This is a genomic window from Nocardioides proteolyticus, from assembly GCF_051280635.3.
Lineage (GTDB): Bacteria > Actinomycetota > Actinomycetes > Propionibacteriales > Nocardioidaceae > Nocardioides.
The window spans coordinates 70,787-94,354 of record NZ_JBNBPO030000005.1 but is presented as its reverse complement, the minus strand read 5'-3'; the positions used below and the strand labels follow the sequence as shown (position 1 = coordinate 94,354).

Below are 23,568 nucleotides of genomic sequence, written 5' to 3'. Positions count from 1 at the left end.
GACCGGCGGTGCCCGGATACGACAGTCCCCGGGAATCTTTTCCGCGCGCGCCGGTTGGGCCCGGTGACCGCTGGGGTCCACCCGGTCTTGCCCTCAACCCGACTTGAGGTCCTACCGTCGCGATGACCGGGTCGACGAGACGGACGGAGCGCACCCATGAGCATGGAGTCGATCGCCTGGAGCCAGGTGTACCGGGGCATGCACGCTCCGGACGAGCAGCGCGGCTTCGACCGGGCCACCGCACGGCGGATCTTCCGGTTCGCCCGTCCGCACCGCGGCAAGCTGGCCGGCTTCCTCGTGCTCAGCGTGGTCACCTCCGGTCTCGCCGTCGCCACGCCGGTGCTCGCCGGCGAGATCGTCAACGCGATCGTCGGGGGCGACCGTCCGGGGCTGGTCACCCTCCTGGCGCTCGTGATCGCGTTGATAGCCGTGGTCGACGCCGGCCTGGGGCTGCTGGCCCGCTGGCTGTCGTCCCGGATCGGCGAGGGGCTGATCCTCGACCTCCGCACCGCGGTGTTCGACCACGTGCAGCGGATGCCGGTCGCCTTCTTCAGCCGCACCCGGACCGGCGCCCTGGTCAGCCGGCTCAACAACGACGTGATCGGCGCGCAGCGCGCGTTCAGCCAGACGCTGTCCGGGGTGGTCGGCAACCTCGTCACCCTCGCCCTGACGCTCGTGGTGATGCTGGGCATCTCCTGGAAGGTGACCCTGCTCGCGCTCGCGCTGCTGCCGGTCTTCGTGCTGCCGGCGCGCCGGATGGGCCGTCGCCTCGCGGGCATCCAGCGCGAGGCGGCCGACCACAACGCCGCGATGGGCAACCAGATGACCGAGCGCTTCTCCGCGCCCGGCGCCACCCTGGTCAAGCTGTTCGGCCGCCCGACCCAGGAGTCGGCGGAGTTCGCCGCCCGGGCGGAGCGCGTGGCGCAGATCGGCGTCCGGACCGCGATGGTGCAGACCACCTTCGTGACCGCGCTGACCCTGGTCTCGGCGCTCGCCGTCGCGGTGGTGTACGGCGTCGGGGGCAACCTCGCGCTGCGCGGCACCCTCGACGCGGGCGACGTCGTCGCGCTGTCGCTGCTGCTGACCCGGCTCTACGCCCCGCTCACCGCCCTGGCCAGCGCCCGGGTGGAGGTGATGAGCGCCCTGGTCAGCTTCGAGCGGGTCTTCGAGGTGCTCGACCTGGAGCCGCTGATCCGCGACCGCCCCGGCGCGCGCGGCCTGCCGGACGGCCCGGTGTCGGTGGAGCTGGCCGACGTGCGCTTCGCCTACCCGGCCGCGGACCGGGTCTCCCTCGCCTCGCTCGAGGCGGTCGCGACCATGGACACGCGCGGCGGCGAGGAGGTGCTCCACGGGGTGTCGCTGCGCGCCGAGCCGGGCCAGGTGGTGGCCCTGGTGGGCTCCTCGGGGGCCGGCAAGTCGACCATCGCCCAGCTCGTCCCGCGGCTGTACGACGTCGACGCGGGCGCCGTACGCCTCGGCGGGGTCGACGTCCGCGACCTCACCGCCGAGGCGATCCAGGGTGCGGTGGGCATGGTCACCCAGGACGGGCACCTGTTCCACGACACGATCCGCGGCAACCTCCTCCTCGCGCGCCCCGAGGCCGATCCCGACGAGCTGTGGGACGCGGTCGAGCGGGCCAGGCTCGCCGACCTGGTGCGCGCACTGCCGGACGGCCTGGACACCGTCGTGGGGGAGCGCGGCTACCGACTCTCCGGCGGCGAGCGGCAGCGGCTGACGATCGCCCGGCTGCTGCTGAAGCAGCCGCGCGTCGTCATCCTCGACGAGGCCACGGCGTCGCTCGACTCGACCTCGGAGCAGGCGGTGCAGGCGGCCCTCGCCGAGGCGCTGGCCGGCCGGACCGCGCTGGTGATCGCCCACCGGCTCTCCACCGTGCGGGCGGCCGACCTGATCCTCGTCGTCGAGGACGGCCGGATCGTCGAGCGGGGCACCCACGCCGACCTGGTCGCCGCCGGCGGTCGCTACCAGGAGCTGTACCGCACCCAGTTCGCGGAGGACGACGCGGCACCGCAGCCGGCCCCGGCCGTGCCGTGAAATTCCCTTCGACGTGATGTATCTTGACATCAAGACATCGCTCGGCGGTCCACCCACCACGACTTAGGCTCGCCTCACTACCGGCGCGTTGCCGCGCGGCGGCAAGATGAAGCGGTACGGCACCCGAGCGCACAGCAGCGACGAGGAGACGGAGACCCCGATGGCCAGCAAGAACAGCTTCGGTGCCAAGAGCACCCTGGACGTGGACGGCAAGTCCTACGAGATCTTCCGCCTCGACGCGGTGCGCGGGGAGGGCATCCCCGACGGCGCGGTGGAGAGCCTGCCGTTCTCCCTCAAGGTGCTCCTGGAGAACCTGCTCCGCACCGAGGACGGCGCCGACATCACCGCCGAGGACATCCGGGCCCTCGCCGGCTGGGACGAGAGCGCCCAGCCCGACAAGGAGATCCAGTTCACCCCGGCCCGGGTGATCATGCAGGACTTCACCGGCGTTCCCTGCGTCGTCGACCTCGCCACCATGCGCGAGGCGATGGCCGAGCTCGGCGGCGACCCGTCCCGGATCAACCCGCTCGCGCCGGCCGAGATGGTGATCGACCACTCCGTGATCGCAGACGTCTTCGGCAGCCCGGAGGCGTTCGAGAAGAACGTCGAGATCGAGTACGAGCGCAACCGCGAGCGCTACCAGTTCCTCCGCTGGGGGCAGACCGCGTTCTCCGACTTCAAGGTCGTCCCCCCGGGCACCGGCATCGTCCACCAGGTCAACATCGAGCACCTCGCCCGCACCGTGTTCACCCGCGAGGTCGACGGCGAGCTGCTGGCCTACCCCGACACCTGCGTCGGCACCGACTCCCACACCACGATGGTCAACGGCATCGGCGTGGTCGGCTGGGGCGTCGGCGGCATCGAGGCCGAGGCCGCGATGCTCGGCCAGCCGGTCTCCATGCTCATCCCGCGGGTGGTCGGCTTCAAGCTCTCCGGCGAGCTGCCCGAGGGCTCCACCGCCACCGACCTGGTCCTGACGATCACCGAGATGCTGCGCAAGCACGGCGTGGTCGGCAAGTTCGTCGAGTTCTACGGCCCCGGCGTCTCGGCGCTGCCGCTGGCAAACCGCGCCACGATCGGCAACATGTCGCCGGAGTTCGGCTCCACGATCGCGGTCTTCCCGATCGACGAGGAGACGGTGAGCTACCTGCGGCTGACCGGCCGCTCCGACGAGCAGCTCGCCCTGGTCGAGTCCTACGCCAAGGCCCAGGGCCTCTGGCTCGACCCCGACGCCGAGCCGCGCTACTCCGAGAAGCTCGAGCTCGACCTCTCCACGGTCGTGCCCTCGATCGCCGGCCCGAAGCGCCCGCAGGACCGGATCGAGGTCACCGAGGCCAAGCCCGCCTTCCGGGCCGCCCTCGCCGACTACGTCGAGGACGACCAGACCGGCACCGAGAACCGCAAGCCCGGCGTGCCCTCCAACGAGAAGCCGTACGGCGTCGTGTCGACCGCCGACGAGGCCTCCGCGGAGTCCTTCCCGGCCAGCGACTCCCCGGCGACCAACGGCGGCAGCAACGGCAAGGACGACGCCCCCGGCCAGCCGGTCGACTGGCACTCCGCGGCCGCGACCGACGGCGGCCGGCCCAGCTCGCCGGTCGAGGTCGAGCTCGCCGACGGCACGAGGTTCACCCTCGACCACGGCGCCGTCACCATCGCCGCGATCACCTCGTGCACCAACACCTCGAACCCGTCGGTGATGATCGGCGCCGCCCTGCTCGCCAAGAAGGCCGTCGAGAAGGGGCTGCAGCGCAAGCCGTGGGTCAAGACGACCCTGGCGCCGGGCTCCCAGGTGGTCTCCGACTACTACGAGAAGTCCGGGCTCACGCCGTACCTCGACAAGCTCGGCTTCAACCTCGTCGGCTACGGCTGCACCACCTGCATCGGCAACTCCGGCCCGCTGATCCCGGAGGTCTCGGCGGCCGTGCAGGAGCACGACCTGGCGGTGACGTCGGTGCTGTCCGGCAACCGCAACTTCGAGGGCCGGATCAACCCCGACGTCAAGATGAACTACCTCGCGTCGCCGCCGCTCGTCGTCGCCTACGCGCTGGCGGGCACCATGGACGTCGACCTGTTCAACGACCCGCTGGGCAACGACTCCGAGGGCAACCCCGTCTACCTCAAGGACATCTGGCCCAGCCCGGCCGAGGTGGAGGCGACGATCGCCGACGCGATCACCGCCGACATGTTCGGGTCGAGCTACTCCGACGTGTTCGCCGGCGACGAGCGGTGGCAGTCGCTGCCGACGCCCGAGGGCGACACCTTCGCGTGGGACCCGGACTCCACCTACGTCCGGCGGGCGCCGTACTTCGACGGCATGCCCGACGAGCCGACGCCGGTCACCGACATCGAGGGCGCCCGGGTGCTGCTCAAGCTCGGCGACTCGGTCACCACCGACCACATCAGCCCGGCCGGTGCGATCAAGAAGGACAGCCCGGCCGGCAAGTACCTCGCCGAGCACGGCGTCGAGCAGCGGGACTTCAACTCCTACGGCTCGCGCCGCGGCAACCACGAGGTGATGATCCGCGGCACGTTCGCCAACATCCGGCTGCGCAACCAGATCGCGCCGGGCACCGAGGGCGGGTTCACCCGCGACTTCACCCAGGGCGAGGGCGAGGACGCCCCCGTCACGACGGTGTACGACGCCTCGGTGAGCTACCAGGAGGCGGGGATCCCGCTCGTGGTGCTCGCCGGCAAGGAGTACGGCTCCGGGTCGTCGCGCGACTGGGCCGCCAAGGGCACCTCGCTGCTCGGCGTGAAGGCGGTCATCGCCGAGTCCTACGAGCGGATCCACCGCTCGAACCTGATCGGCATGGGCGTCATCCCGCTGCAGTTCCCCGAGGGCAAGGACGCCGCGTCGCTCGGCCTCACCGGTGAGGAGACGTTCTCCATCTCCGGGATCACCGAGCTCAACGAGGGCGACACCCCCCGCACCGTCAAGGTGGTGGCGAGCAAGGCCGACGGGTCCGACGTGGAGTTCGACGCGGTGGTCCGGATCGACACCCCCGGCGAGGCGAACTACTACCGCAACGGCGGCATCATGCAGTACGTCCTGCGGAACCTGCGTCGCTCCTGACCGCGTAGCCCGGTCGCGCACGGCCCGTCCCTCCACGGTGAGGGGCGGGCCGTCGCGCTGCTCAGGCCTCCTCGGCCAGCGCGGTGATCCGCTTGCGGGTCCTCGCCGACATCCGGCCGAGCAGCAGGGTCGCCGCCTCGGGGTCGTGCTCGTCGGCGGCGCTGAGGATGCCGCCGAGCTGCTCGTCGGTCAGCCGCTCGGCCACCGACTCGATGAGGGCCGGGTCGTCGGCGAACAGCGCGATCTGCAGCAGCTGCTCACCGGTGGCGTCCGCCACGACGCGTGCGGCCAGGGCGGGGGAGACGACCGCCACCAGCCGGGCCAGCGCGGCGTGCTCGCCGGCGGCGAGCAGCCGGCGGCCGATGTCGACGAGCAGCTCGTCGGGGAGCCGCTCGACGATCGGTCCCACCCGCGAGGGCTCCAGCGACACCGCCAGCTCGGCCAGGAAAGCGGGCGGCAGGTGGGACGCCAGCCGCACCGCGTCGGCCGGGGCCACCGCGCCGGCGACCCGGGCGCTGAGGGCGGGGCCGAACGCGTGCTGGGCGACCTTGGCGGCCACGCCGGTCGGCGCCATCTTCGTCAGTGAGCCCAGCCGCTCGACCCGCTCGGCGTTGCGAGCGGCGACCGCGTCGCGGGCGAGGTCACGCAGCGCCCGCACCTCGGCGGGCGAGCTCCTCCACAGGAAGTCCAGCCGGTCGTCGCCGACTCCCAGCTCGGCGCTCAGCTTGGCGATCTCGATGCGCACCTCGAGGTCACCCATAGCGGCCCCCGAGGAGCAGCTTGCGGGCGGGCCCGCGCAGCAGCCGCGGCACGTGCCGCACGGCGTCCTGCGTCGCCCGGTCGAACGCGGCGTCCTCGCCGGCGAGCGCCTCGGACACGGCCGCCTCGAGCACCGCGACCTGCGCGGCGTCGTACGGCCCGAGGACGGGCTCGAGCTCGGCCTCGCGCACGCCGAGCAGGTCGGCCAGCGCGGCGAGCGGCTGGCCGGATGCCTTGGCTCCCATGGCGCCACCCTAGGGCGAGCACCCGCTGGATACCGTGGCGACATGCTCGTCGCCTTCAGCATCAGCCCCGCCGCCGCCGACCAGACCGGCGGCGTCTCGGAGGCCGTCGCCGCGGCCGTCCGCGTGGTCCGTGAGTCCGGCCTGCCCAACGAGACCAACGCCATGTTCACCAACATCGAGGGGGAGTGGGACGAGGTGATGGCCGTGGTGAAGCGGGCCGTCGACGTCGTCGCGGAGGTCTCCCCGCGCGTCGGCCTGGTGTTGAAGGCCGACATCCGTCCCGGCTTCTCCGGCGAGCTGACCGCCAAGGTCGAGCGGGTCGAGCGGGCGCTCGAGCAGTGAGCGGGCAGCTCCCGCCGTCGCCCGCCTTCCCACCCGGTGCCTACGGGCCCCCGCCGGCCTCGCGACGCCGGCGGGTGCTGCCGGTGGCGCTGGCCGTCGTGGCCGCGGTGCTCGTGCTCGCGCTGGCCGTACTGGTGCCGGTCCTGCTCGCCGGCGACGACGAGGACGAGCGTGCCGCCGGACCCGACGACGGCCCGGACACCTCCCTCGCCGACGTCCGGGTGTACGGCGACCTCGCGGTCGACCACGTGCCCGACGGGGTCAGCGTGGACTACCCGCAGTCCCCGCCGGTCGGCGGCCGGCACGCGCAGGCCTGGCTGGAGTGCGGCGTGTACGACGCCGAGGTCCCCGTCGAGAACGTGGTGCACAGCCTCGAGCACGGCACCGTCTGGCTCACCTACCGCGCCGACCGGCTGGACGCCGAGGAGGTCGCCGCCCTGGCGGCGCAACTGCCCGACAACGGCATCCTGTCGCCGTACCCCGACCAGAAGGCACCGGTCGTGGCCACCGTCTGGGGCCGCCAGCTCGCGCTCACCGGGCCCGACGACCCGCGGATCCCGCTCTTCGTCGCGGAGCACGGCGCCGGCGACACCGCGCCGGAGCCGCTGGCGTCCTGCCACGGGGGCGTCCGGCCCGGCGACGTCGGCGGCGACCGCCGGGCGGTCTGAGCCCGCGACCGGGCTGGCACCATCGGTGACATGGAATCGCAGACCAGGGCCTACCGCACCGGCGGCACGGAGCGCGTCCTCGACATCACCGGCGACTGCGCCGACTTCGTGGCCGGCCGCGGCGACGGGATGCTCCACGTCTTCGTGCCCCACGCCACCGCGGGCGTCGCGATCATCGAGACCGGCTCGGGGAGCGACGACGACCTGCTCGCGGCGCTCGGCGACCTGCTGCCCGCCGACGACCGGTGGCGTCACCAGCACGGCTCCCCGGGTCACGGGCGCGCCCACGTCATGCCGGCCCTGGTGCCGCCGTACGCCACGGTCCCGGTGCTCGGCGGCGGGCTCGCGCTCGGCACCTGGCAGAGCGTCTGCCTGGTCGACCTCAACGTCGACAACGCCGACCGGGAGGTCCGGCTCTCCTTCCTCCCCGGATAGGCCGGCCGGGCGGGCCCGATAGGTTGGCCGCCGTGCACCGCTTCGCCTCGATCGTCCTCGTCGACCCGCAGGGACGGCTGCTGCTGCAGGAGCGTGACGAGCACCCGGTGATCGACCCCGAGTGCTGGGGCTTCGTGGGTGGCCATGTCGACGACGGCGAGGACGCCGACGACGCCGCCTACCGGGAGCTGGAGGAGGAGACCGGCCTCCGGCTGGAGCCGCCGGAGCTGCGGTTCTGGCGGGAGTTCGAGGTCTTCCACGCCGCCTACGGCACCCGCGACTCGGTGCGGCTCTACCTCGCACCGACCACGGCGACCGACGCCGACATCACCGTCGGCGAGGGCCGCCGGATCGTGTTCGTGGAGCCGGGGGAGGTGACCGGCCTGCCGCTCACCGTCGCCGCCCGCCGGATCCTTCCCGAGCTCCTCGCCTCCGAGACCTACCAGGAGCTGCAGTCATGGCGTTTCGCGTGATCCCCGTCCCCGGGCCCGGCGCGGAGGACGTGCTCGTCGCGACCTCCGGTCCCGACGAGGGCTGCGTGTTCACCGGCACCGAGGACGGCGCGATCTTCCGCGTGTCGCCCGACGGTGCGCGGGTGGACCGGGTGGCCCACACCGGCGGCCGGCCGCTCGGCATCGAGCTCGCGCCCGACGGCAGGCTGCTGGTCTGCGACGCCCGTCGCGGCCTGCTCTGGGTGGACCCCCGCGGCGGCGACGTCGAGGAGATCACCGCCGAGATCGACGGGGTGCGGATGAGGTTCTGCAACAACGCGGCGATCGCGTCCGACGGCACGATCTGGTTCTCCGACTCCTCCCTGCACTTCGGCATCGAGGAGTGGAAGAAGGACTTCGTCCGCAACACCCGCACCGGGCGGCTGTTCCGCCGCGACCCCGACGGCACCATCACCCAGGTGCTCGACGGCCTCGCCTTCGCCAACGGCGTCGCCCTCTCGGCCGCCGAGGACTTCGTCTGCGTCGCCGAGACCGCCGGCCGCACCGTCGTGCGGCACTGGATCAGCGGCCCGAGCAAGGGGATGCGCGACCGGCTGTGCATGGACCTCCCGGGCTACCCCGACAACATCGCCCGCGGGTCCGACGGGCTGATCTGGATCTCGGTCGCCAGTCCCACCGACCCGGTCGTCGAGCGGGTGCAGCGCGGCCCGATGCCGCTGCGCAAGCTGATCACCAAGGTGCCCGAGCGGCTGCAGCCCAAGCCGCAGCAGACCGTCCGGGCCGTGGCGTACGACGACCGCGGCCGGCTGGTGCACGACGTGGACGTCCGCCCCGAGGAGCACGGCGCGTCGTACCACATGGTGACCGGCGTCCGGGAGCACGATGGGCGGCTCTGGCTCGGCAGCCTGCACGAGCCGGCGATCGCGGTCTACGACCTGTGACGTTCTAGAATCGGTCCATGCCCGTCCTCGACCAGATCACCGCGCCGCGCGACCTGCGCGCGCTCTCCGAGGACGAGCTGACCCAGCTCGCGGCCGAGATCCGCGACCTGCTGATCCGCACGGTGGCGACCAACACCGGCCACCTCGGTCCCAACCTGGGCGTCGTCGAGCTGACCCTGGCCCTCCACCGGGTGTTCGACTCCCCGCGCGACAAGGTGGTCTTCGACACCGGCCACCAGTCCTACGTCCACAAGCTGGTGACCGGCCGCGCCGCCTCGTTCGGCACGCTGCGCCGCGAGGGCGGCCTGAGCGGCTACCCCAGCCAGGCCGAGTCCGAGCACGACATCGTCGAGAACTCCCACGCCTCGACCGCGCTGAGCTATGCCGACGGCCTGGCCAAGGCCTACGCGATCCGCGGCGAGGACCGCCACGTCGTCGCGGTGATCGGCGACGGCGCGCTCACCGGCGGGATGGCCTGGGAGGCGCTCAACAACATCGCGATCCAGCACGACAGCCGGCTGGTGATCGTGGTCAACGACAACGGGCGCTCCTACACGCCCACGATCGGCGGCCTCGCGACGGCGCTGACCTCGCTGCGCACCAACCCCCGCTACGAGTCGGTGCTGGAGCTGGTGAAGAAGCGGCTCAACGCGGTGCCCGGGGTCGGGCCCGCGGCGTACGACGCCCTGCACGCCGTGAAGAAGGGGCTCAAGGACGCCATCGCGCCCCAGGGCCTCTTCGAGGACCTCGGCCTGAAGTACGTCGGCCCGGTCGACGGGCACGACCGGTCGGCGATGGAGCAGGCGCTGACCCAGGCGAAGCGGTTCGGCGGCCCGGTCATCGTGCACGCGATCACCCGCAAGGGCTTCGGCTACGACCCCGCCGAGCGCCACGAGGCCGACCAGTTCCACGCGCCCGGCCCCTTCGACGTCCAGACCGGCGCCGAGCAGCCCAAGGGGCCGATCTGGACCGACCACTTCGCCGAGCACATGGTGCAGCTGGGTGCGCGGCGCCCCGACATCGTCGGGATCACCGCCGCGATGATGCACCCGGTGGGCCTGGACAAGTTCCAGGCACGGTTCCCCGAGCGCACCTTCGACGTCGGCATCGCCGAGCAGCACGCCGCGACGTCCGCGGCCGGTCTCGCGCTCGGTGGGTTGCACCCCGTCTTCGCGGTCTACGCGACGTTCCTCAACCGCGCCTTCGACCAGGTGCTGATGGACGTGGCACTGCACCGCTGCGGCGTGACGTTCGTCCTCGACCGCTCCGGCGTCACCGGCGACGACGGCGCCAGCCACAACGGCATGTGGGACATGTCCATCCTCCAGGTCGTGCCCGGCCTGCGACTGGCCGCACCGCGCGACGTGGCCCGGATGCGCGAGCTGCTCGACGAGGCCGTCGAGGTGGCGGACGCGCCGACGGTCGTCCGGTTCCCCAAGGGTCCGCCGCCCGACGACATCGAGGCCGTCGACCGCATCCGCACCGAGCACGGACAGCTCGACGTCCTCGTGCGCGAGGGCACCCGCGACGTCCTGGTCGTCTCGGTCGGCGCGATGGCGCCCGTGGCGGTCGACGTCGCCCGGCGCCTCGTCGCCCAGGGCATCGGGGTCACCGTCGTCGACCCGCGGTGGGTCAAGCCGGTCGACCCCGCGCTGGTGGAGCTGGCGCGCGAGCACCGCCGCGTGGTGACGATCGAGGACAACGGGCGGATCGGCGGTGTGGGCGCGGTGCTGCTGCAGGCCCTCAGCGACGCCGGCGTGCGCACGCCCGTCCGGCTCCACGGCATCCCGCAGGAGTTCCTCGACCACGCCAAGCGGGCCGCGATCCTCGAGCGCGTCGGCCTCTCGGCCTCCGCCATCGCGCTCGACGTGCTGCACGACATCACCGCGGAGCCTGCGCCGGAGGGTCGGGCGCTCCTCGATGTGGACGGGCCCCGCTGACGCCGACCGCAGCCCGACCCGTCGCCCCGCCCCCCCGGCGCGCCACCCGCTGCGGTCCCTGATCGTCCCGCTCCTCCTGGCCTGCCTGCTGCCGCTGGCCGCCTGCTCCGACGACGCCCCGCCACCCGCCGACCCCGCTGCGGCGTTCGCGGACGTCGGCCAGCGGATGCAGCGCACTCTCAACGTGCGCGCGAAGGCGCTGCGGCAGCGCGACCGGGCCCGGTTCCGTCGGACGCTCGACCGCTCCGACCGGGGACTGGTCGCCGAGCAGCAGACCTACTTCGACAACCTCAGCCAGCTGCCGGTGGGCGCCCTCCGCTACCGGCTGCTCCCGGACACCGTCACGCCGGAGGAGGGGACCGACGACTACTGGGCCGAGGTGGTGGTCGCGCTGCGCCTGGACGGGTACGACGCCGCCGCGGTCCGCACCCGCGACCGGCTGCGGTTCACCCCGTCCCCCGACGGCCGGCGGATGCTGGTCGGCTCCACCACCGACCCCGCGTGGGAGGCCGACCACCCCGGCCACGCCCAGCCCTGGGACCTCGGGCCGGTGCACGTCGAGCAGGCCGCGGGTGTGCTCGGCATCTTCGACGCGGCGACGGCCGGCCGGTCCCGGTCCGTCGTCCAGGCGGCCAGCAACGGGCGCTACGACGTGCGCGCGGTCGTGGGCGGCGACGACTCGCCCACCAGCAGCGGGGTCGTGGTCTACGCCCTGCAGGACCCCGACTTCCTGCGCGGCCTGTCCAACCAGACGGTCGGCGACCCCGGCCGCGCCGACGGTCTCACCATCGCCGTGCCCGTCGACGCCACCGACCGGCGCAAGGGCGTGGCGTCCTACCGGGTGTTCCTGAACCCGCGGGTCCTCGACGAGGACCCGGGCGTGCTGGGCCGGCTGGTGCGCCACGAGCTCACCCACGCCACGCTCGGGCCGCGCGGCGTCCGCGCGCCGCTGTGGCTCAGCGAGGGCATCGCCGAGTACGTCTCGGTGCGGCCGATGCCGCCCAGCCGGCGCCGGCTCCCCACGGACGCGCTCCGGGTCGCCGGCGCGGCCGACGAGCTGCCCGGCGACGAGGAGTTCGGCAGCGCCCAGGCCGAGGCGTGGTACGCCGTGTCGTGGTGGATCTGCGAGTACGTCGCACGCACCTACGGCGAGGACACCCTGTTCGTGCTCCTCGACCGGCTCGACGGCTCCGCCGACCAGGAGGACGTGGTGCCCGAGGTGCTCGGGATCACCACGGCGCAGCTCGCGCAGCGCGGTGTGACGCTGATGACCGCGACCTACGGGCGATGACGCGGGTGCGCCGCCACTAGGCTGGTCGGGTGACCTCCCCAGCTCAGCCTCCGTCCCCAGGCCCGCGGCTGGTCCACATCGTCGACGACGTGCCGGAGCTCGAGGGCGTCCGGGCGCTGCCCCTAGTGGTCGCGCTCGACGGGTTCCTCGACGCCGGCAACGCCGGCAACCTCGCGGGACGCCACCTGGTGCGGCGCGGCGGCTCCTCGCCCGAGGGCGGCGGGGTCGTGGTGGCGACCTTCGACGTCGACCAGCTCCACGACTACCGGGCCCGCCGGCCACCGATGACCTTCGCCCGCGACCACTACGAGGGCTACCAGCCGCCGCGGCTCGTGGTGCGGCTCCTGCACGACGCCGGCGGGTCGCCGTACCTGCTGCTGCACGGTCCGGAGCCGGACATCCAGTGGGAGGCGTTCTGTCGCGGCGTGCTCGAGGTCGTCGAGCGGTTCGACGTGGCGTTGGTGGTGTCGATGGGCTCGGTGCCGATGGCCGTGCCGCACACCCGGCCGATCGCGATCACCCACCACGCCAACAACCCCGGCCTGCTCACCGGCACCAGCCCCTGGCGCGGCGAGCTCCGGGTGCCGAGCAGCGCGCAGGCGCTGCTGGAGGTCCGGCTCGGCGAGTGGGGCCATGACGCGCAGGGCTTCGTCGCCCACGTGCCGCACTACCTCGCGCAGCTGGACTACCCCCGCGCGTCGGTGGCGCTGCTGGAGCAGGTGGAGCTGGCGGCCCGGCTCACCATCGAGTTGACCGAGCTGACCGAGCTCGCGGAGGAGCGCGAGGAGGAGATCAACCGCTACCTCGCCGCCAACGAGGAGGTCCGCGACGTGGTCGTCGCCCTCGAGCAGCAGTACGACACGTTCGCCCGCGCCGAGGAGGAGGGCAGCAGCCTGCTGGCCCGGGAGGAGCCGCTGCCGACCGGCGAGGAGATCGGCCGCCAGTTCGAGCAGTTCCTCGCCGGCCTCGAGGGACCCGACGAGACCGGAGGTGGGTCGTGACCGACCCGGACATGAACGACGCGACCCGGCAGCTCGTGTCGCTGCTCGATCTCGAGCAGCTCGACACGGACCTGTTCCGCGGGAGGCAGCCGGAGAGCGTCCGGCAGCGGGTGTACGGCGGCCAGGTGGCCGCCCAGGCGCTGATCGCCGCCTCGCGCACCGTGGCGGAGGAGTTCCACGTGCACTCCCTGCACTCCTACTTCCTCCTGCCCGGCGACTACAACGTGCCGATCATCTACGACGTCGAGCGGATCCGGGACGGCAAGTCGTTCGCGACCCGCCGCGTGCTCGCCCGGCAGCACGGCCGGCCGATCTACTACCAGTCGCTCAGCTTCCAGCGCGCCGAGGAGGGCCTGGAGCACCAGGACGTGATGCCCGAGGTCAAGCCGCCCGAGGAGGGCCTGGACCTGATGGAGCTGATGTCCGAGCGGGGCTCGGACGACGGGCTGGGCAAGGAGTGGGCCGCGCTCGACGTGCGCTGGCTGGGCAACTCCCGGCACGGCCTTGAGCCGGACCCGATGCACCCCTCGCGCACGCAGGTCTGGATCCGGGTCGACGGGCGGCTCACCGACGACCCGATGGAGCACCTCGCCACGTTCGCCTACGCCAGCGACGTGTCGCTGCTCGGCGCCACCCTGGCGGCCCACGAGACCGACCCGACCAAGGTGCAGATGGCGTCGCTGGACCACACGATCTGGTTCCACCGCCCGTTCCGGGCCGACGAGTGGTGGCTCTACGACCAGTGGTCGCCGTCGGCGGTCGGGGCCCGCGGCCTCGCGCTCGGCCGGATCTTCACCCAGGACGGGACCCTGGTCGCGACCGTGGCCCAGGAGGGCCTGATCCGGCCGCGCTCGACGTAGCGCGGCCGGACAGGCGCCCGTCGCCCCGGCTATGCCGGAGCGGTGCGGCCCAGCAGGTGCGGAGCGCCGTTCTTCGGGTTGACCAGCGTGAAGTCCCAGCCGTCCGTGGTCGGCTCGGCGCCGAACTGCACCTTGCCGGGCAGGAAGATCGGCTTCTTGAACGCCACCGACACGGTGACCGCGTCGGGGAGCCGGTTCTCCAGGGCCGCGATGCAGCGGGCCTTGCTCCACATCCCGTGCGCGATGTGCCGGGGGAAGCCGAGCGCCTTCGCCGTCAGCGGGTGGAGGTGGATCGGGTTGTGGTCGCCGGAGACGGACGCATAGCTGCGGCCGAGGTTGTCGGGCAGCTTCCAGACCGGACCCTTGGCGGGGACGGCGGCGAACTCGCGACCGGGGTCGCCATTCTCCTTGTCGCCCTTGCCGACCCGCAGGTACGTCGACACCGACTCCCACACGACCTCGTCGCCGACGGTGGCCGTCACGTCCATGTCCCACGCCCGGCCCTTGGTGCTGGCCCGCAGGTTGCTCGCGCGGAGCGAGAGCGACACGGTCTCCCCGATGGCGACGGGGCGGTGCTGGGTGATCGAGTTCTCCAGGTGCACCGACCCGATCGCGGGGAACGGGAAGGAGGCGTCGGTCATCAGCGCCATGTGCAGCGGGAACGCCAGCATGTGCAGGTAGGGGACCGGCGCCACGTCCTTGCGCGGGAACCCGCAGACCGCGGCGTAGCGGTCCACCTCGCTGCGGGTCACCGCGACGTCCTCGCGCCGCAGCTCCAGCGACGGCAGCTCCGTGCCGGTCTTCTTGACGCCGGGGAGCTGGTTGACGCCGGGGACCGCCGGCAGGGCGGCCTTGACCATGGTGCCGATGCCGCCGCCGCCCTGGACGACCTTCACGTCGCCGGCCACGTCAGGCACCCAGCATCATCTGGCCGCACACCCGCACCACGTTGCCGTTCACGGCGCGCGAGGCGGGGTTGGCGTACCAGGCGATGGTCTCGGCGACGTCGACGGGGAGGCCGCCCTGGGCCATGGCGTTCAGCCGCTGGCCGACCTCGCGCGTCGCGAACGGCACGGCCGCCGTCATCTGGGTGATGATGAAGCCCGGGGCGACGGCGTTGATGGTGATGTCGTCGTCCAGATCGTCGGCGAACGCGTCGACCAGGCCGATCACGCCGGCCTTCGAGGCGGCGTAGTTGGTCTGGCCCACGTTGCCGGCGATGCCGGCGATCGAGGCCACGCCGATCACCGAGCCGCCCCGGTTGATGACCTTCTGGTCCAGCAGCTCGCGGGTGATCCGCTCGGGCGCCGCCAGGTTCACGTCGATGACCTGCGTCCAGCGGTCGCCCTTCTCGCTCGGCGACATGTTCGCCAGCTTGCGGTCGCGGGTGATGCCGGCGTTGTGGACGACGACGTCGACGCCGCCGTGCTTCTCCTTGAGGTGGTGCGCGATGCGCTGCGGGGCGTCCTTGGCCGTGATGTCGACGGTGAGCCAGTCGCCCTCCAGCTCCTTCATCAGCGTCGTGAGCTCGCTGGCCGCCTGCGGCACGTCCACGCCGACCACGGTGGCGCCGTCACGGTGCAGGACCCGGGCGATCGACTCGCCGATGCCCCGGCTGGCGCCGGTCACCAGGGCGACCTTGCCCGCCAGCGGCTTCTGCCAGTCGTCGACGGTCGGCACGTCCTGGTCGCCGTGCGCGCCGACCCGGATGACCTGACCGGAGACGTAGGCCGACTTGGGGGAGAGCAGGAACGCCAGCGTGCTGAGCACGCCGCCCTCGGCGCCCTCGGCGACGTAGACCAGCTGCACCGTGCCGCCGCGTCCGATCTCCTTGCCCAGGCTGCGGGTGAAGCCCTCGAGCGCCCGCTGCGCGACCCGCTCGGACCCCTTGACCTGCTCCGGCGGCGTGCCGAGCACCACCACGCGCGGGCACTGCTCGAGGCTGCGGAGCTGGGGGGTGAAGAAGTCGCGCAGCGCCACGAGGTCCTCGGGGCTCTTGAGCGAGGTGGCGTCGAAGACGAGGCCCTTGAACCGCTGGCCCTCGCCGGCGGAGGTGGTGGTGGAGACGCCGACCAGGTCCAGCAGGCCGGGCAGCGACTCGGCCAGCCGGCCGGTGCCGCCGAGCAGGACGGTTCCGTCGACGAGCGGCGCGCCCTCCTCGTAGCGCTCGAGCCGGACGGGCGCGGGAAGGCCGAGGTTCTTGACCAGCACCTTGCCGATCGGGGTGGAGACGAAGCCCTGGTACTTGTCGCTCATGGTCGATGCCTCAATGGGGTCGATGGGTAGGTTGGTCCACGGGGCAGACCCGCTCACGTTGTATGTAACTACTTGTGTAACTCTGAGTCCACATTTCGTGATCTGCCCCTCAAACGGTTCTCTCCGGGGGCCCTGCGCGTGAGGATAGGAAGCATGGCAAACACTGTTCGTCGGGCCGCCGTCATCGGCGGCAACCGCATCCCGTTCGCCCGTTCCAACGGCGCGTACTCCACGGCCTCCAACCAGGAGATGATGACCGCTGCCCTGGACGGGCTCGTCGCGCGCTACGGGCTGGAGGGCGAGCGGCTGGGCGAGGTGGCCGGCGGCGCCGTGCTCAAGCACGCCCGCGACTTCAACCTCGTGCGGGAGGCGGTGCTCGGCACCAAGCTCGCCGCGGAGACGCCCGCGGTCGACCTCCAGCAGGCCTGCGGCACCGGCCTCCAGGCGATCAACTACATCGCCAACAAGATCAAGCTCGGCCAGATCGAGTCCGGCATCGGCGGCGGCACCGACACCACCTCCGACGCCCCGATCGCGATCGGCGAGAAGCTGCGCAAGAAGCTGATCCAGCTCAACAACGCCCGCGACCTCAAGGCGCGACTGGCCGTGCTCGCCACCATCCGGCCCGGCGACATCGGCCTCGCGATCCCCTCCAACGGCGAGCCCCGCACCCGGCTCTCCATGGGCGACCACCAGGCGCTGACCGCGCTGGAGTGGCAGATCTCCCGCGAGGACCAGGACAAGGTCGCGGTGACCTCCCACCACAACCTCGCGAAGTCCTACGAGGACGGCTGGCAGGACGACCTGGTCACCCCGTTCCGCGGCCTGGAGCGCGACAACAACCTGCGCCCCGACTCGTCGGTGGAGAAGCTCGCCAAGCTGAAGCCGGTCTTCGGCAAGGGCGAGGCCGCCACGATGACCGCAGGCAACTCGACCCCGCTCACCGACGGCGCCTCTGCGGTGCTGCTGGCGTCGGAGGAGTGGGCCGAGGAGCACGGGCTGCAGCCGCTCGCCTACTTCGTCGACTCCGAGGTCGCCGCGGTCGACTTCGTCAACGGCAACGAGGGCCTGCTGATGGCGCCCGCCTACGCCGTCCCGCGGCTGCTCGCCCGCCACGGCCTCACGCTGCAGGACTTCGACTTCTACGAGATCCACGAGGCGTTCGCCTCGCAGGTGCTCTCCACGCTGAAGGCCTGGGAGGACCCGGTCTTCTGCAAGGAGCGGCTCGGCCTCGACGCCCCGCTGGGCTCGATCGACCGCAGCAAGCTCAACGTCAAGGGTTCCTCGCTGGCGGCCGGCCACCCGTTCGCCGCGACCGGCGGCCGGATCGTCGCCAACACCGCCAAGCTGCTTGCCGAGAAGGGCTCCGGCCGCGCGCTGATCTCGGTCTGCGCCGCCGGCGGCCAGGGCGTCGTCGCGATCCTGGAGCGCTGAGCGCGACGCCGACCCGGCGTCGTACGGCGGAAGGCGGGCCCGTCCGGAGCGATCCGGGCGGGCCCGCTGTCGTCCGGCCGCCCGTGCGTCGGAGCGGTTTGGGTCGTCGGTCAGGCGGGGACCCGTGGCGAGACCAGCGCCAGCGCCGACGTCACCAGGTAGGACCGCACCTGCTCGGCGGAGATCTGGCCGACGGTGGGCACGCCGGGCGCGGCCTCGCTGACCAGGATGCCGAGGCGGGCGAGCTGCAGCGCGCCGAGGCCGCTGGCGTAGAGCGTGTTCGCGAGCAGCACCGGGTCCTCGGACAGCGTGAAGACCCCCTGCTCCGCGCCGGCGGCGAGCGAGCTCGACAGGATGGTCAGGCACGAGGTGATGCCGCGGCCGAGGCGGAACAGCGCCCCCTCGGAGATCTCGTCGAGGAGCTCCTCGCCGGGCCGGATCATCAGCGCCTGGGCACAGTCCACGAACGCGGGGTGGGCGACGCCGTAGTCGACGAACGCGCCGACGATGGCGGCGAGCTGCTCGGGCGGGGCGCCGGCCCCGTCGGCGGCCGCCTCCATCGCGTCGTGCAGCTCGTCGAGGTAGCCGACGAGGGTGAGCGCGAACAGCTCCTCCTTGCCGCTGAAGTGGCGGTAGACGATCGCGCGGTTGATGCCCACGGCGCCGGCGATCTCCTCGATCTGCACGTCGCGGACACCCTTGGAGTCGAACAGCTCGCGGGTCGCCGCGATGATCTCCGCCTCGCGGACGCGGCGGCGGGCCGCGGCCGCCCTGCGCCGCCCGTCCGTGGCCGGTGCCTTGCTCATGAGCCGTAGTGTACGGCCTGTGCAACTCCGTGTTGCAACATCTGTGACCGGCGTCGCCGGACGGTCTCAGCCGGGGACGAGCGACCGGACCGTCTCGAGCGTGTCGGCCTCGTCGGCCGTCTTGTCGTCGCGGTAGCGGACCACCCGCGCGAACCGCAGCGCCAGCCCGCCGGGATAGCGCGTCGAGCGCTGGAGGCCGTCGAAGGCGATCTCGACGACCTGCTCGGGGCGCACCGTGACGACCCAGCCGTCGTCGGCGACCTCGAGCTCGCGGAACCGCTCGGTCTGCCAGCGCAGCATCTCGTCGGTCATCCCCTTGAACGTCTTGCCCAGCATCACGAAGCCGGTGGGGGTGGAGGGGTCGCGGGCGCCGAGGTGGATGTTGGACAGCCAGCCCCGCCGCCGGCCGGAGCCGTGCTCGACCGCGAGGACGACGAGGTCGAGGGTGTGGACCGGCTTCACCTTGACCCAGGCCGAGCCGCGCCGCCCGGCGTCGTACGTCGCGTCGGCGGCCTTGACCACGACGCCCTCGTGGCCCTGGGCGAGCACCTCGTCGGTGAACGCCTGCGCCGCCGCCGGGTCGGTGCCGGTCCAGCGACGGACCCGGTGCTGCTCGGGCACGAGTGCGTCCAGCGCCGCCCACCGCTCCGCCGCCGGGAGGTCGATCAGGTCGCGGCCGTCGACGTGGAGCACGTCGAAGAAGTACGGCGACACGACCGTCGCGCTGCGCTCGACGGCGGAGGCGGTGCGGGAGGCGGTCTCCTGGAAGGGCCGCGGGCGGCCGTCGGGGCCCACGGACAGGGCCTCGCCGTCGAGGACCAGCCGGCTGGCCTGGAGGGCGCGGACGATGTCGACCACCTCGGGGAGCCGGTGGGTGACGTCGTCGAGGCTCCGCGTGGCGACCACCACGTCGTCGCCGTCGCGGTGCACCTGGATCCGGATGCCGTCGAGCTTGGCGTCCACGGCGAGCGGCCCGCCGCGGCCGCCGGAGGCCTTGTGCAGCGCCGCGTCGACGTCGGGGGCGGAGGAGGCGAGCATCGGCAGGATCGGCCGGCCCACCGTGAGGCCCACCCGCTCGAGCGCCGAGGTGCCCTCGAAGGCCTCGCCGACGACGTACGTCGCCCCGCCGGCCAGCATGGCGGCGCGGCGGACCGCCGCCAGTGGCACGTCGGCGGCCTGCGCCAGCGCCTCGGTCACGACCGCCTCCAGCGCACCCTGCCGCACCTCACCGACCGCCACCGCCCGCAGCCACCGCTGCTCCGGCTCGGTCGCGCGGGCGAACAGCTCCGCCGCCAGCCTCGCCCGCTCTCCGGCGGACCCGGCACCGGCGAGCCGCGACATCGCCTCGAAGCCGGCGTCGACCTCGGTCACCGACAGCGACGGGACGTCCGCGGGGGAGGGCAGGGCCTGCAGGCTGCGCCAGCCGAGGCCGGTGCGGCGCTGGCGCAGCCTCCCGCTGAGGTAGCGGGCGGCGAGCTCGCGCTGCTCGGGCCCGGCCGCCAGCAGCAGCTCGGCGATCAGCCGGGTCTTCTCCTTGCGGGACCTGGTCGCGGCGACGGCGGCCGAGACGTCGACGACCTCGCGCAGCAGCATGGCGGTCAGTGGGTGGTGGCCTCGAGGACCGCCGCGGTGACCGCCCCGCGGATGACCAGCTCGTAGACCTCGTCGAGGTCGAAGACCTCGGCGTCGGTGCCCGACAGGTCGCCGAAGTAGCCGGCGACCTCCAGCGACACGAACCCGTGCAGCGCCGCGAAGACGGCGGTCCCGGTCGGGAGCAGCCGCTCCTCGGGCAGCCCGGCCGAGCGGACCATCACGGCGAGCGCCTCGATCGCGTCGAGCGCCGCGGCGTAGAACCCCTCCCGGTCGATCGGCGGACGGGTGAGGGCGGCGTAGCGCTGCGGGTGGGCGCGGGCGAAGAGCCGCAGCTCGTGGCTCAGCGCCCGGAGCCCGTCGGCGCCCGCGTGGCCCATGGCCGCGCTCCGCACGTGGTCGCCGAGCATCCGCATCGCGCGGACCTGGATCAGCGCCCGGAGGTCCTCCAGGTTGGCCACGTGGTTGTAGAGCGAGGACACCCGCGCGTCGAGCTCCGCGGCGAGCGACGTCATCGTGAGGGCGTCGTACCCGTCCCGGTCCACGAGGGCCTCGGCCGCCTGCAGCACCGCCTCCTGGTCGAGACGGGCGCGGCGACCGCGGGTCGTGTCGATGGTCAACTGCCCTCCGGGAGCATGAAGGTGATTCGTGGATGCACGAGACACCCTAGTCTGCCAAGTCTGATTCGTCGGCCACGACGCCTAGAGTGCTGCGGTGATGCCTCCGGACGCCGCGCGCACCTGGCTCCCCGGCCGCTCGGTGCCGGTCGGCCGGATCCTGCGCCAGCAGCGTCGTGGCGCCGGTGACCCGACCCTGCGCCTGGACGTCGACGGCCGGCACTGGCGGGCCAGCCGCTCCCCGGAGGGGCCGGTCACCCTCGCCGTCAGCGAGCAGGACACCGACGGAGCGGTGCGGGCCGCGGCGTGGGGGCCCGGAGCGGAGTGGGCCCTCGAGCAGCTCCCCGAGCTGCTCGGCGACGCCGACGACTGGTCCGGGTTCGAACCGCGGCACCCCGTGCTCGAGGACGCCCGCCGCCGGCACGCCGACCTGCGGCTGGGGCGCACCAGCCGCGTCCTCGAGGCGCTGGTGCCGAGCATCATCGAGCAGAAGGTCACCGGGCAGGAGGCCTTCTCCGGCTTCCGCCACCTCGTACGCCGGCACGGCGAGCCGGCGCCGGGCCCGGGCCCCGCGCTCCGGCTGATGCTCCAGCCCGAGGCCCGGACGCTGTCCGCGATCCCGTCGTGGGAGTGGCTGCGCCTGCACATCGACCCGGCACGCTCCAAGGCGGTGGTGACCGCTGCCCGGCATGCCGACGCCCTCGAGCGCCTGGTCGGCCTGACCGGCGAGGACGCGGACCGCAGGCTGCGCAGCCTGCCCGGCGTGGGGGTGTGGACGAGCGCCGAGGTGCGCCAGCGGGCCCTGGGCGACCCGGACGCGGTCTCGTTCGGCGACTAACACGTGGCCAAGGACGTGGGCTGGGTTCTGGCCGGCCGGCCGTTCGACGACGCCGCGCTCGCGGCGTACCTCGAGCCCTGGCGGGGCCATCGCGGGCGGGTGCCGTTCCTGCTGCTGGCAGCCGGCCACCGGCGGCCGCGGCGAGGTCCGCGGATGTCGCCCCGCGCGCACCTGCCGGCGTGACCAACGCCCGTGATATCTGTTACACCGAGCAACAGGCAGTCGCGCGCCGCGCCACGGCAACGGCGCCGCCGACGGACAGGGGTGTGATGTGAGCGTCGTCGCGGCAGGCTCCCGCACCGTCGGCAACGGCCTCGGACGACGGCTGCGGGCCGGTGTGGTGACCACCGGCCAGCTCGTCACGCTGGCGGTCGAGTCGGTCCAGTGGGGCGTCTCCGACATCCTCGCCCGACGCTTCTCGTGGTCGGAGTTCCTGCTCCAGTGCTGGTTCATGACCCGGGTCTCGCTGCTGCCGACCATCCTCGTCGCGATCCCGTTCGGGGTGATCATCTCGGTGCAGATCGGCGGGGTGGCCAACCAGATCGGGGCCAGCTCCTTCATCGGGGCGGTCAACGGCATCGGCGTGCTGCGCCAGGGAGCACCGCTGGTGACGTCGTTGATGATCGCCGGCGCGGTCGGCTCGGCGATCTGCGCCGACCTCGGCGCCCGCACGGTGCGTGAGGAGATCGACGCGCTCAAGGTGATGGGCATCTCGCCGGTCCAGCGGCTGGTCGCTCCGCGCATCCTCGCCGCGCTCGTCGTGGCGCTGCTGCTGACGGTGATCGTCGCGATGGCGGCGATGACGACGGCGTTCGTGCTCAACGTCGGCGCCGGCACGATCTCCTCGGGCGCCTACATCGAGTCCTTCGTCGGGCTGTGCCAGCCGGCCGACCTGGCGGTGGCGGAGGTGAAGGCGTTCATCTTCGGCTTCGTCGCCACCGTCGTCGCCGCACACAAGGGTCTCAGCGCGCGGGGTGGACCGAAGGCGGTCGCCGACGCGGTCAACCAGGCAGTGGTGCTGAGCGTGATCCTGCTCGCCGTCATCAACGTCGGCCTCACCCAGGCCTACGTGATGCTCTTCCCGGGGAGCGCGTGATGTCGGAGGTCCGGCTCGGCCGCGGCATCGGCGCCCGGCTCTCCGACGCGGTCGTCGGCGCCGCGGACGCCGTCATGGACGCACTGGCGGTCCTGGGCTCCTTCGCGACGTTCTGCTGGGACGTCTTCCGCAACGTCCCGGCGGCGATGGCGCTCTACCCGAGGGAGATGCTCCGCCAGCTCAAGGACATCGCCTGGGGCAGCGGCGCCATCCTGGTCGGTGGCGGCACCGTCGGCGTGATGGTGCTGCTCTCGGTGGCCGCCGGCACCTCGTTGGGGATCGAGGGCTTCAACGGCCTGGAGATCGTCGGCCTCGCGCCGCTCACGGGCTTCATCTCCGCCAGCGCCAACACGCGCGAGCTCGCTCCCCTCATCGCCGCGCTCGCCCTGGCGGCGCAGGTCGGCTGCCGGTTCACCGCCCAGATCGGCTCGATGAGGATCCACGAGGAGATCGACGCGATCGAGGTGATGGCGGTGAACCCGATGCGCTATGTCGTCGCCACCCGCGTGGTCGCCTGCATGCTGGCGATCCTCCCGCTGTACCTGGTCGGCCTGATCGGGAGCTACGTCGCGTCACAGGCCTCGGTCGTGGTCCTGTTCGGCCAGTCTCCCGGCCAGTACGACCACTACTTCTCCACCTTCATCCAGGGGCGGGACATCCTCCTCTCGGTGGTGAAGATCCTCCTGTTCGCGCTCGTCGTCGCCCTGATCCACTGCTGGTACGGCATGAAGGTGAGCGGCGGCCCCCAGGCCGTCGGGGAGGCCACGGGCACGGGCATCCGGGCCAGCATCGTCGCCGTGATCGTCCTCGACATGATCCTGACCCTCCTCTTCTGGGGCGGCGACCCCGGCTTCCGGATCCACGGGTGAGCT

General features: G+C 72.8%; 23 protein-coding genes. 16 read left to right on the top strand and 7 right to left on the bottom strand.

Annotated elements, in window-relative coordinates:
• Window positions 1-156: 156 nt before the first annotated feature.
• Both ACPOLA_RS04605 and ACPOLA_RS04600 read left to right on the top strand, forming a co-directional pair.
• Window positions 157-2,052 carry an ABC transporter ATP-binding protein gene (locus ACPOLA_RS04605; protein ID WP_435769218.1) on the top strand — a complete coding sequence of 632 codons (1,896 nt, stop codon included), beginning with the start codon at window positions 157-159 and terminating at the stop codon, window positions 2,050-2,052.
• Between the two features lie 160 nt (window positions 2,053-2,212).
• Window positions 2,213-5,125, top strand: a complete 2,913-nt coding sequence (locus ACPOLA_RS04600) for an aconitate hydratase (protein ID WP_435769217.1) — start codon at window positions 2,213-2,215, stop codon at window positions 5,123-5,125.
• A 61-nt stretch (window positions 5,126-5,186) separates the two neighbouring features.
• Here ACPOLA_RS04600 and ACPOLA_RS04595 read toward each other — a convergent pair whose 3' ends face one another.
• Window positions 5,187-5,885, bottom strand: a complete 699-nt coding sequence (locus tag ACPOLA_RS04595; RefSeq protein WP_435769216.1) for a hypothetical protein — start codon at window positions 5,883-5,885, stop codon at window positions 5,187-5,189.
• On the bottom strand, window positions 5,878-6,129 hold the full coding sequence (locus tag ACPOLA_RS04590; RefSeq protein ID WP_435769215.1) for a hypothetical protein: 252 nt from the start codon (window positions 6,127-6,129) through the stop codon (window positions 5,878-5,880). The genes ACPOLA_RS04595 and ACPOLA_RS04590 overlap by 8 nt, the downstream gene beginning before the upstream one ends.
• A 42-nt stretch (window positions 6,130-6,171) precedes the next feature.
• Between ACPOLA_RS04590 and ACPOLA_RS04585 the strand changes: the two genes are divergently transcribed.
• From ACPOLA_RS04585 to ACPOLA_RS04545, 9 genes are read left to right on the top strand one after another with little or no spacing between them, the layout of a single operon-like run.
• The gene (locus ACPOLA_RS04585; RefSeq protein ID WP_435769214.1) at window positions 6,172-6,471 is read left to right on the top strand and encodes a thiamine-binding protein; all 300 of its coding nucleotides are present in this window, start codon (window positions 6,172-6,174) and stop codon (window positions 6,469-6,471) included.
• Window positions 6,468-7,139, top strand: coding sequence for a thioredoxin-like domain-containing protein (locus tag ACPOLA_RS04580; RefSeq protein ID WP_435769213.1), 672 nt, complete (start codon window positions 6,468-6,470; stop codon window positions 7,137-7,139). The genes ACPOLA_RS04585 and ACPOLA_RS04580 overlap by 4 nt, the downstream gene beginning before the upstream one ends.
• Before the next feature lie 30 nt (window positions 7,140-7,169).
• Window positions 7,170-7,574 carry a YjbQ family protein gene (locus tag ACPOLA_RS04575; protein WP_435769212.1) on the top strand — a complete coding sequence of 135 codons (405 nt, stop codon included), beginning with the start codon at window positions 7,170-7,172 and terminating at the stop codon, window positions 7,572-7,574.
• Between the two features lie 32 nt (window positions 7,575-7,606).
• Window positions 7,607-8,047, top strand: a complete 441-nt coding sequence (locus ACPOLA_RS04570; protein WP_435769211.1) for an NUDIX domain-containing protein — start codon at window positions 7,607-7,609, stop codon at window positions 8,045-8,047.
• Window positions 8,032-8,967, top strand: a complete 936-nt coding sequence (locus ACPOLA_RS04565; RefSeq protein WP_435769210.1) for an SMP-30/gluconolactonase/LRE family protein — start codon at window positions 8,032-8,034, stop codon at window positions 8,965-8,967. Before ACPOLA_RS04570 ends, ACPOLA_RS04565 begins: the two co-directional genes overlap by 16 nt.
• Window positions 8,968-8,984: 17 nt before the next feature.
• Window positions 8,985-10,907, top strand: a complete 1,923-nt coding sequence (gene dxs, locus ACPOLA_RS04560) for a 1-deoxy-D-xylulose-5-phosphate synthase (RefSeq protein WP_435769209.1) — start codon at window positions 8,985-8,987, stop codon at window positions 10,905-10,907.
• Window positions 10,888-12,198 (top strand): hypothetical protein, encoded by a 1,311-nt coding sequence (locus tag ACPOLA_RS04555; RefSeq protein ID WP_435769208.1) that lies wholly within the window; start codon window positions 10,888-10,890, stop codon window positions 12,196-12,198. The genes dxs and ACPOLA_RS04555 overlap by 20 nt, the downstream gene beginning before the upstream one ends.
• A 29-nt stretch (window positions 12,199-12,227) precedes the next feature.
• Entirely contained in the window at window positions 12,228-13,199 is a 972-nt protein-coding gene (locus ACPOLA_RS04550) for a PAC2 family protein (RefSeq protein WP_435769207.1), read from the top strand.
• Window positions 13,196-14,059 (top strand): acyl-CoA thioesterase, encoded by an 864-nt coding sequence (locus ACPOLA_RS04545; protein ID WP_435769206.1) that lies wholly within the window; start codon window positions 13,196-13,198, stop codon window positions 14,057-14,059. Before ACPOLA_RS04550 ends, ACPOLA_RS04545 begins: the two co-directional genes overlap by 4 nt.
• A gap of 29 nt (window positions 14,060-14,088) precedes the next feature.
• On the opposite strand, the gene ACPOLA_RS04540 is transcribed toward ACPOLA_RS04545, so the two are convergent.
• Window positions 14,089-14,976 carry a MaoC/PaaZ C-terminal domain-containing protein gene (locus tag ACPOLA_RS04540; RefSeq protein WP_435769205.1) on the bottom strand — a complete coding sequence of 296 codons (888 nt, stop codon included), beginning with the start codon at window positions 14,974-14,976 and terminating at the stop codon, window positions 14,089-14,091.
• Window positions 14,969-16,315: a 3-oxoacyl-ACP reductase gene (locus tag ACPOLA_RS04535; protein WP_435769204.1), complete on the bottom strand. Its 1,347-nt coding sequence runs from the start codon at window positions 16,313-16,315 to the stop codon at window positions 14,969-14,971. Before ACPOLA_RS04535 ends, ACPOLA_RS04540 begins: the two co-directional genes overlap by 8 nt.
• Before the next feature lie 153 nt (window positions 16,316-16,468).
• Here ACPOLA_RS04535 and ACPOLA_RS04530 point away from each other — a divergent pair, with 153 nt between their 5' ends.
• Entirely contained in the window at window positions 16,469-17,749 is a 1,281-nt protein-coding gene (locus ACPOLA_RS04530; protein ID WP_435769203.1) for an acetyl-CoA C-acetyltransferase, read from the top strand.
• A gap of 110 nt (window positions 17,750-17,859) precedes the next feature.
• Here ACPOLA_RS04530 and ACPOLA_RS04525 read toward each other — a convergent pair whose 3' ends face one another.
• From ACPOLA_RS04525 to ACPOLA_RS04515, 3 genes are all read right to left on the bottom strand, one after another.
• Window positions 17,860-18,555 (bottom strand): TetR/AcrR family transcriptional regulator, encoded by a 696-nt coding sequence (locus tag ACPOLA_RS04525; protein WP_435769202.1) that lies wholly within the window; start codon window positions 18,553-18,555, stop codon window positions 17,860-17,862.
• A gap of 66 nt (window positions 18,556-18,621) precedes the next feature.
• The gene (locus ACPOLA_RS04520; protein WP_435769201.1) at window positions 18,622-20,148 is read right to left on the bottom strand and encodes an ATP-dependent DNA ligase; all 1,527 of its coding nucleotides are present in this window, start codon (window positions 20,146-20,148) and stop codon (window positions 18,622-18,624) included.
• A gap of 5 nt (window positions 20,149-20,153) precedes the next feature.
• Window positions 20,154-20,765, bottom strand: coding sequence for a TetR/AcrR family transcriptional regulator (locus tag ACPOLA_RS04515; RefSeq protein ID WP_435769200.1), 612 nt, complete (start codon window positions 20,763-20,765; stop codon window positions 20,154-20,156).
• A gap of 94 nt (window positions 20,766-20,859) precedes the next feature.
• Here ACPOLA_RS04515 and ACPOLA_RS04510 point away from each other — a divergent pair, with 94 nt between their 5' ends.
• The 4 genes from ACPOLA_RS04510 to ACPOLA_RS04495 all read left to right on the top strand — a co-directional run bounded on the left by ACPOLA_RS04510 (window position 20,860) and on the right by ACPOLA_RS04495 (window position 23,565).
• Entirely contained in the window at window positions 20,860-21,600 is a 741-nt protein-coding gene (locus tag ACPOLA_RS04510; RefSeq protein ID WP_435769199.1) for a DNA-3-methyladenine glycosylase family protein, read from the top strand.
• A gap of 3 nt (window positions 21,601-21,603) precedes the next feature.
• Complete coding sequence (locus ACPOLA_RS04505) at window positions 21,604-21,783, top strand: hypothetical protein (protein ID WP_435769198.1); 180 nt, start codon at window positions 21,604-21,606, stop codon at window positions 21,781-21,783.
• 88 nt (window positions 21,784-21,871) lie between these two features.
• Window positions 21,872-22,696: an MlaE family ABC transporter permease gene (locus ACPOLA_RS04500; RefSeq protein WP_435769197.1), complete on the top strand. Its 825-nt coding sequence runs from the start codon at window positions 21,872-21,874 to the stop codon at window positions 22,694-22,696.
• Complete coding sequence (locus tag ACPOLA_RS04495) at window positions 22,696-23,565, top strand: MlaE family ABC transporter permease (protein ID WP_435769196.1); 870 nt, start codon at window positions 22,696-22,698, stop codon at window positions 23,563-23,565. The genes ACPOLA_RS04500 and ACPOLA_RS04495 overlap by 1 nt, the downstream gene beginning before the upstream one ends.
• The last annotated feature ends 3 nt before the right edge of the window (window positions 23,566-23,568 follow it).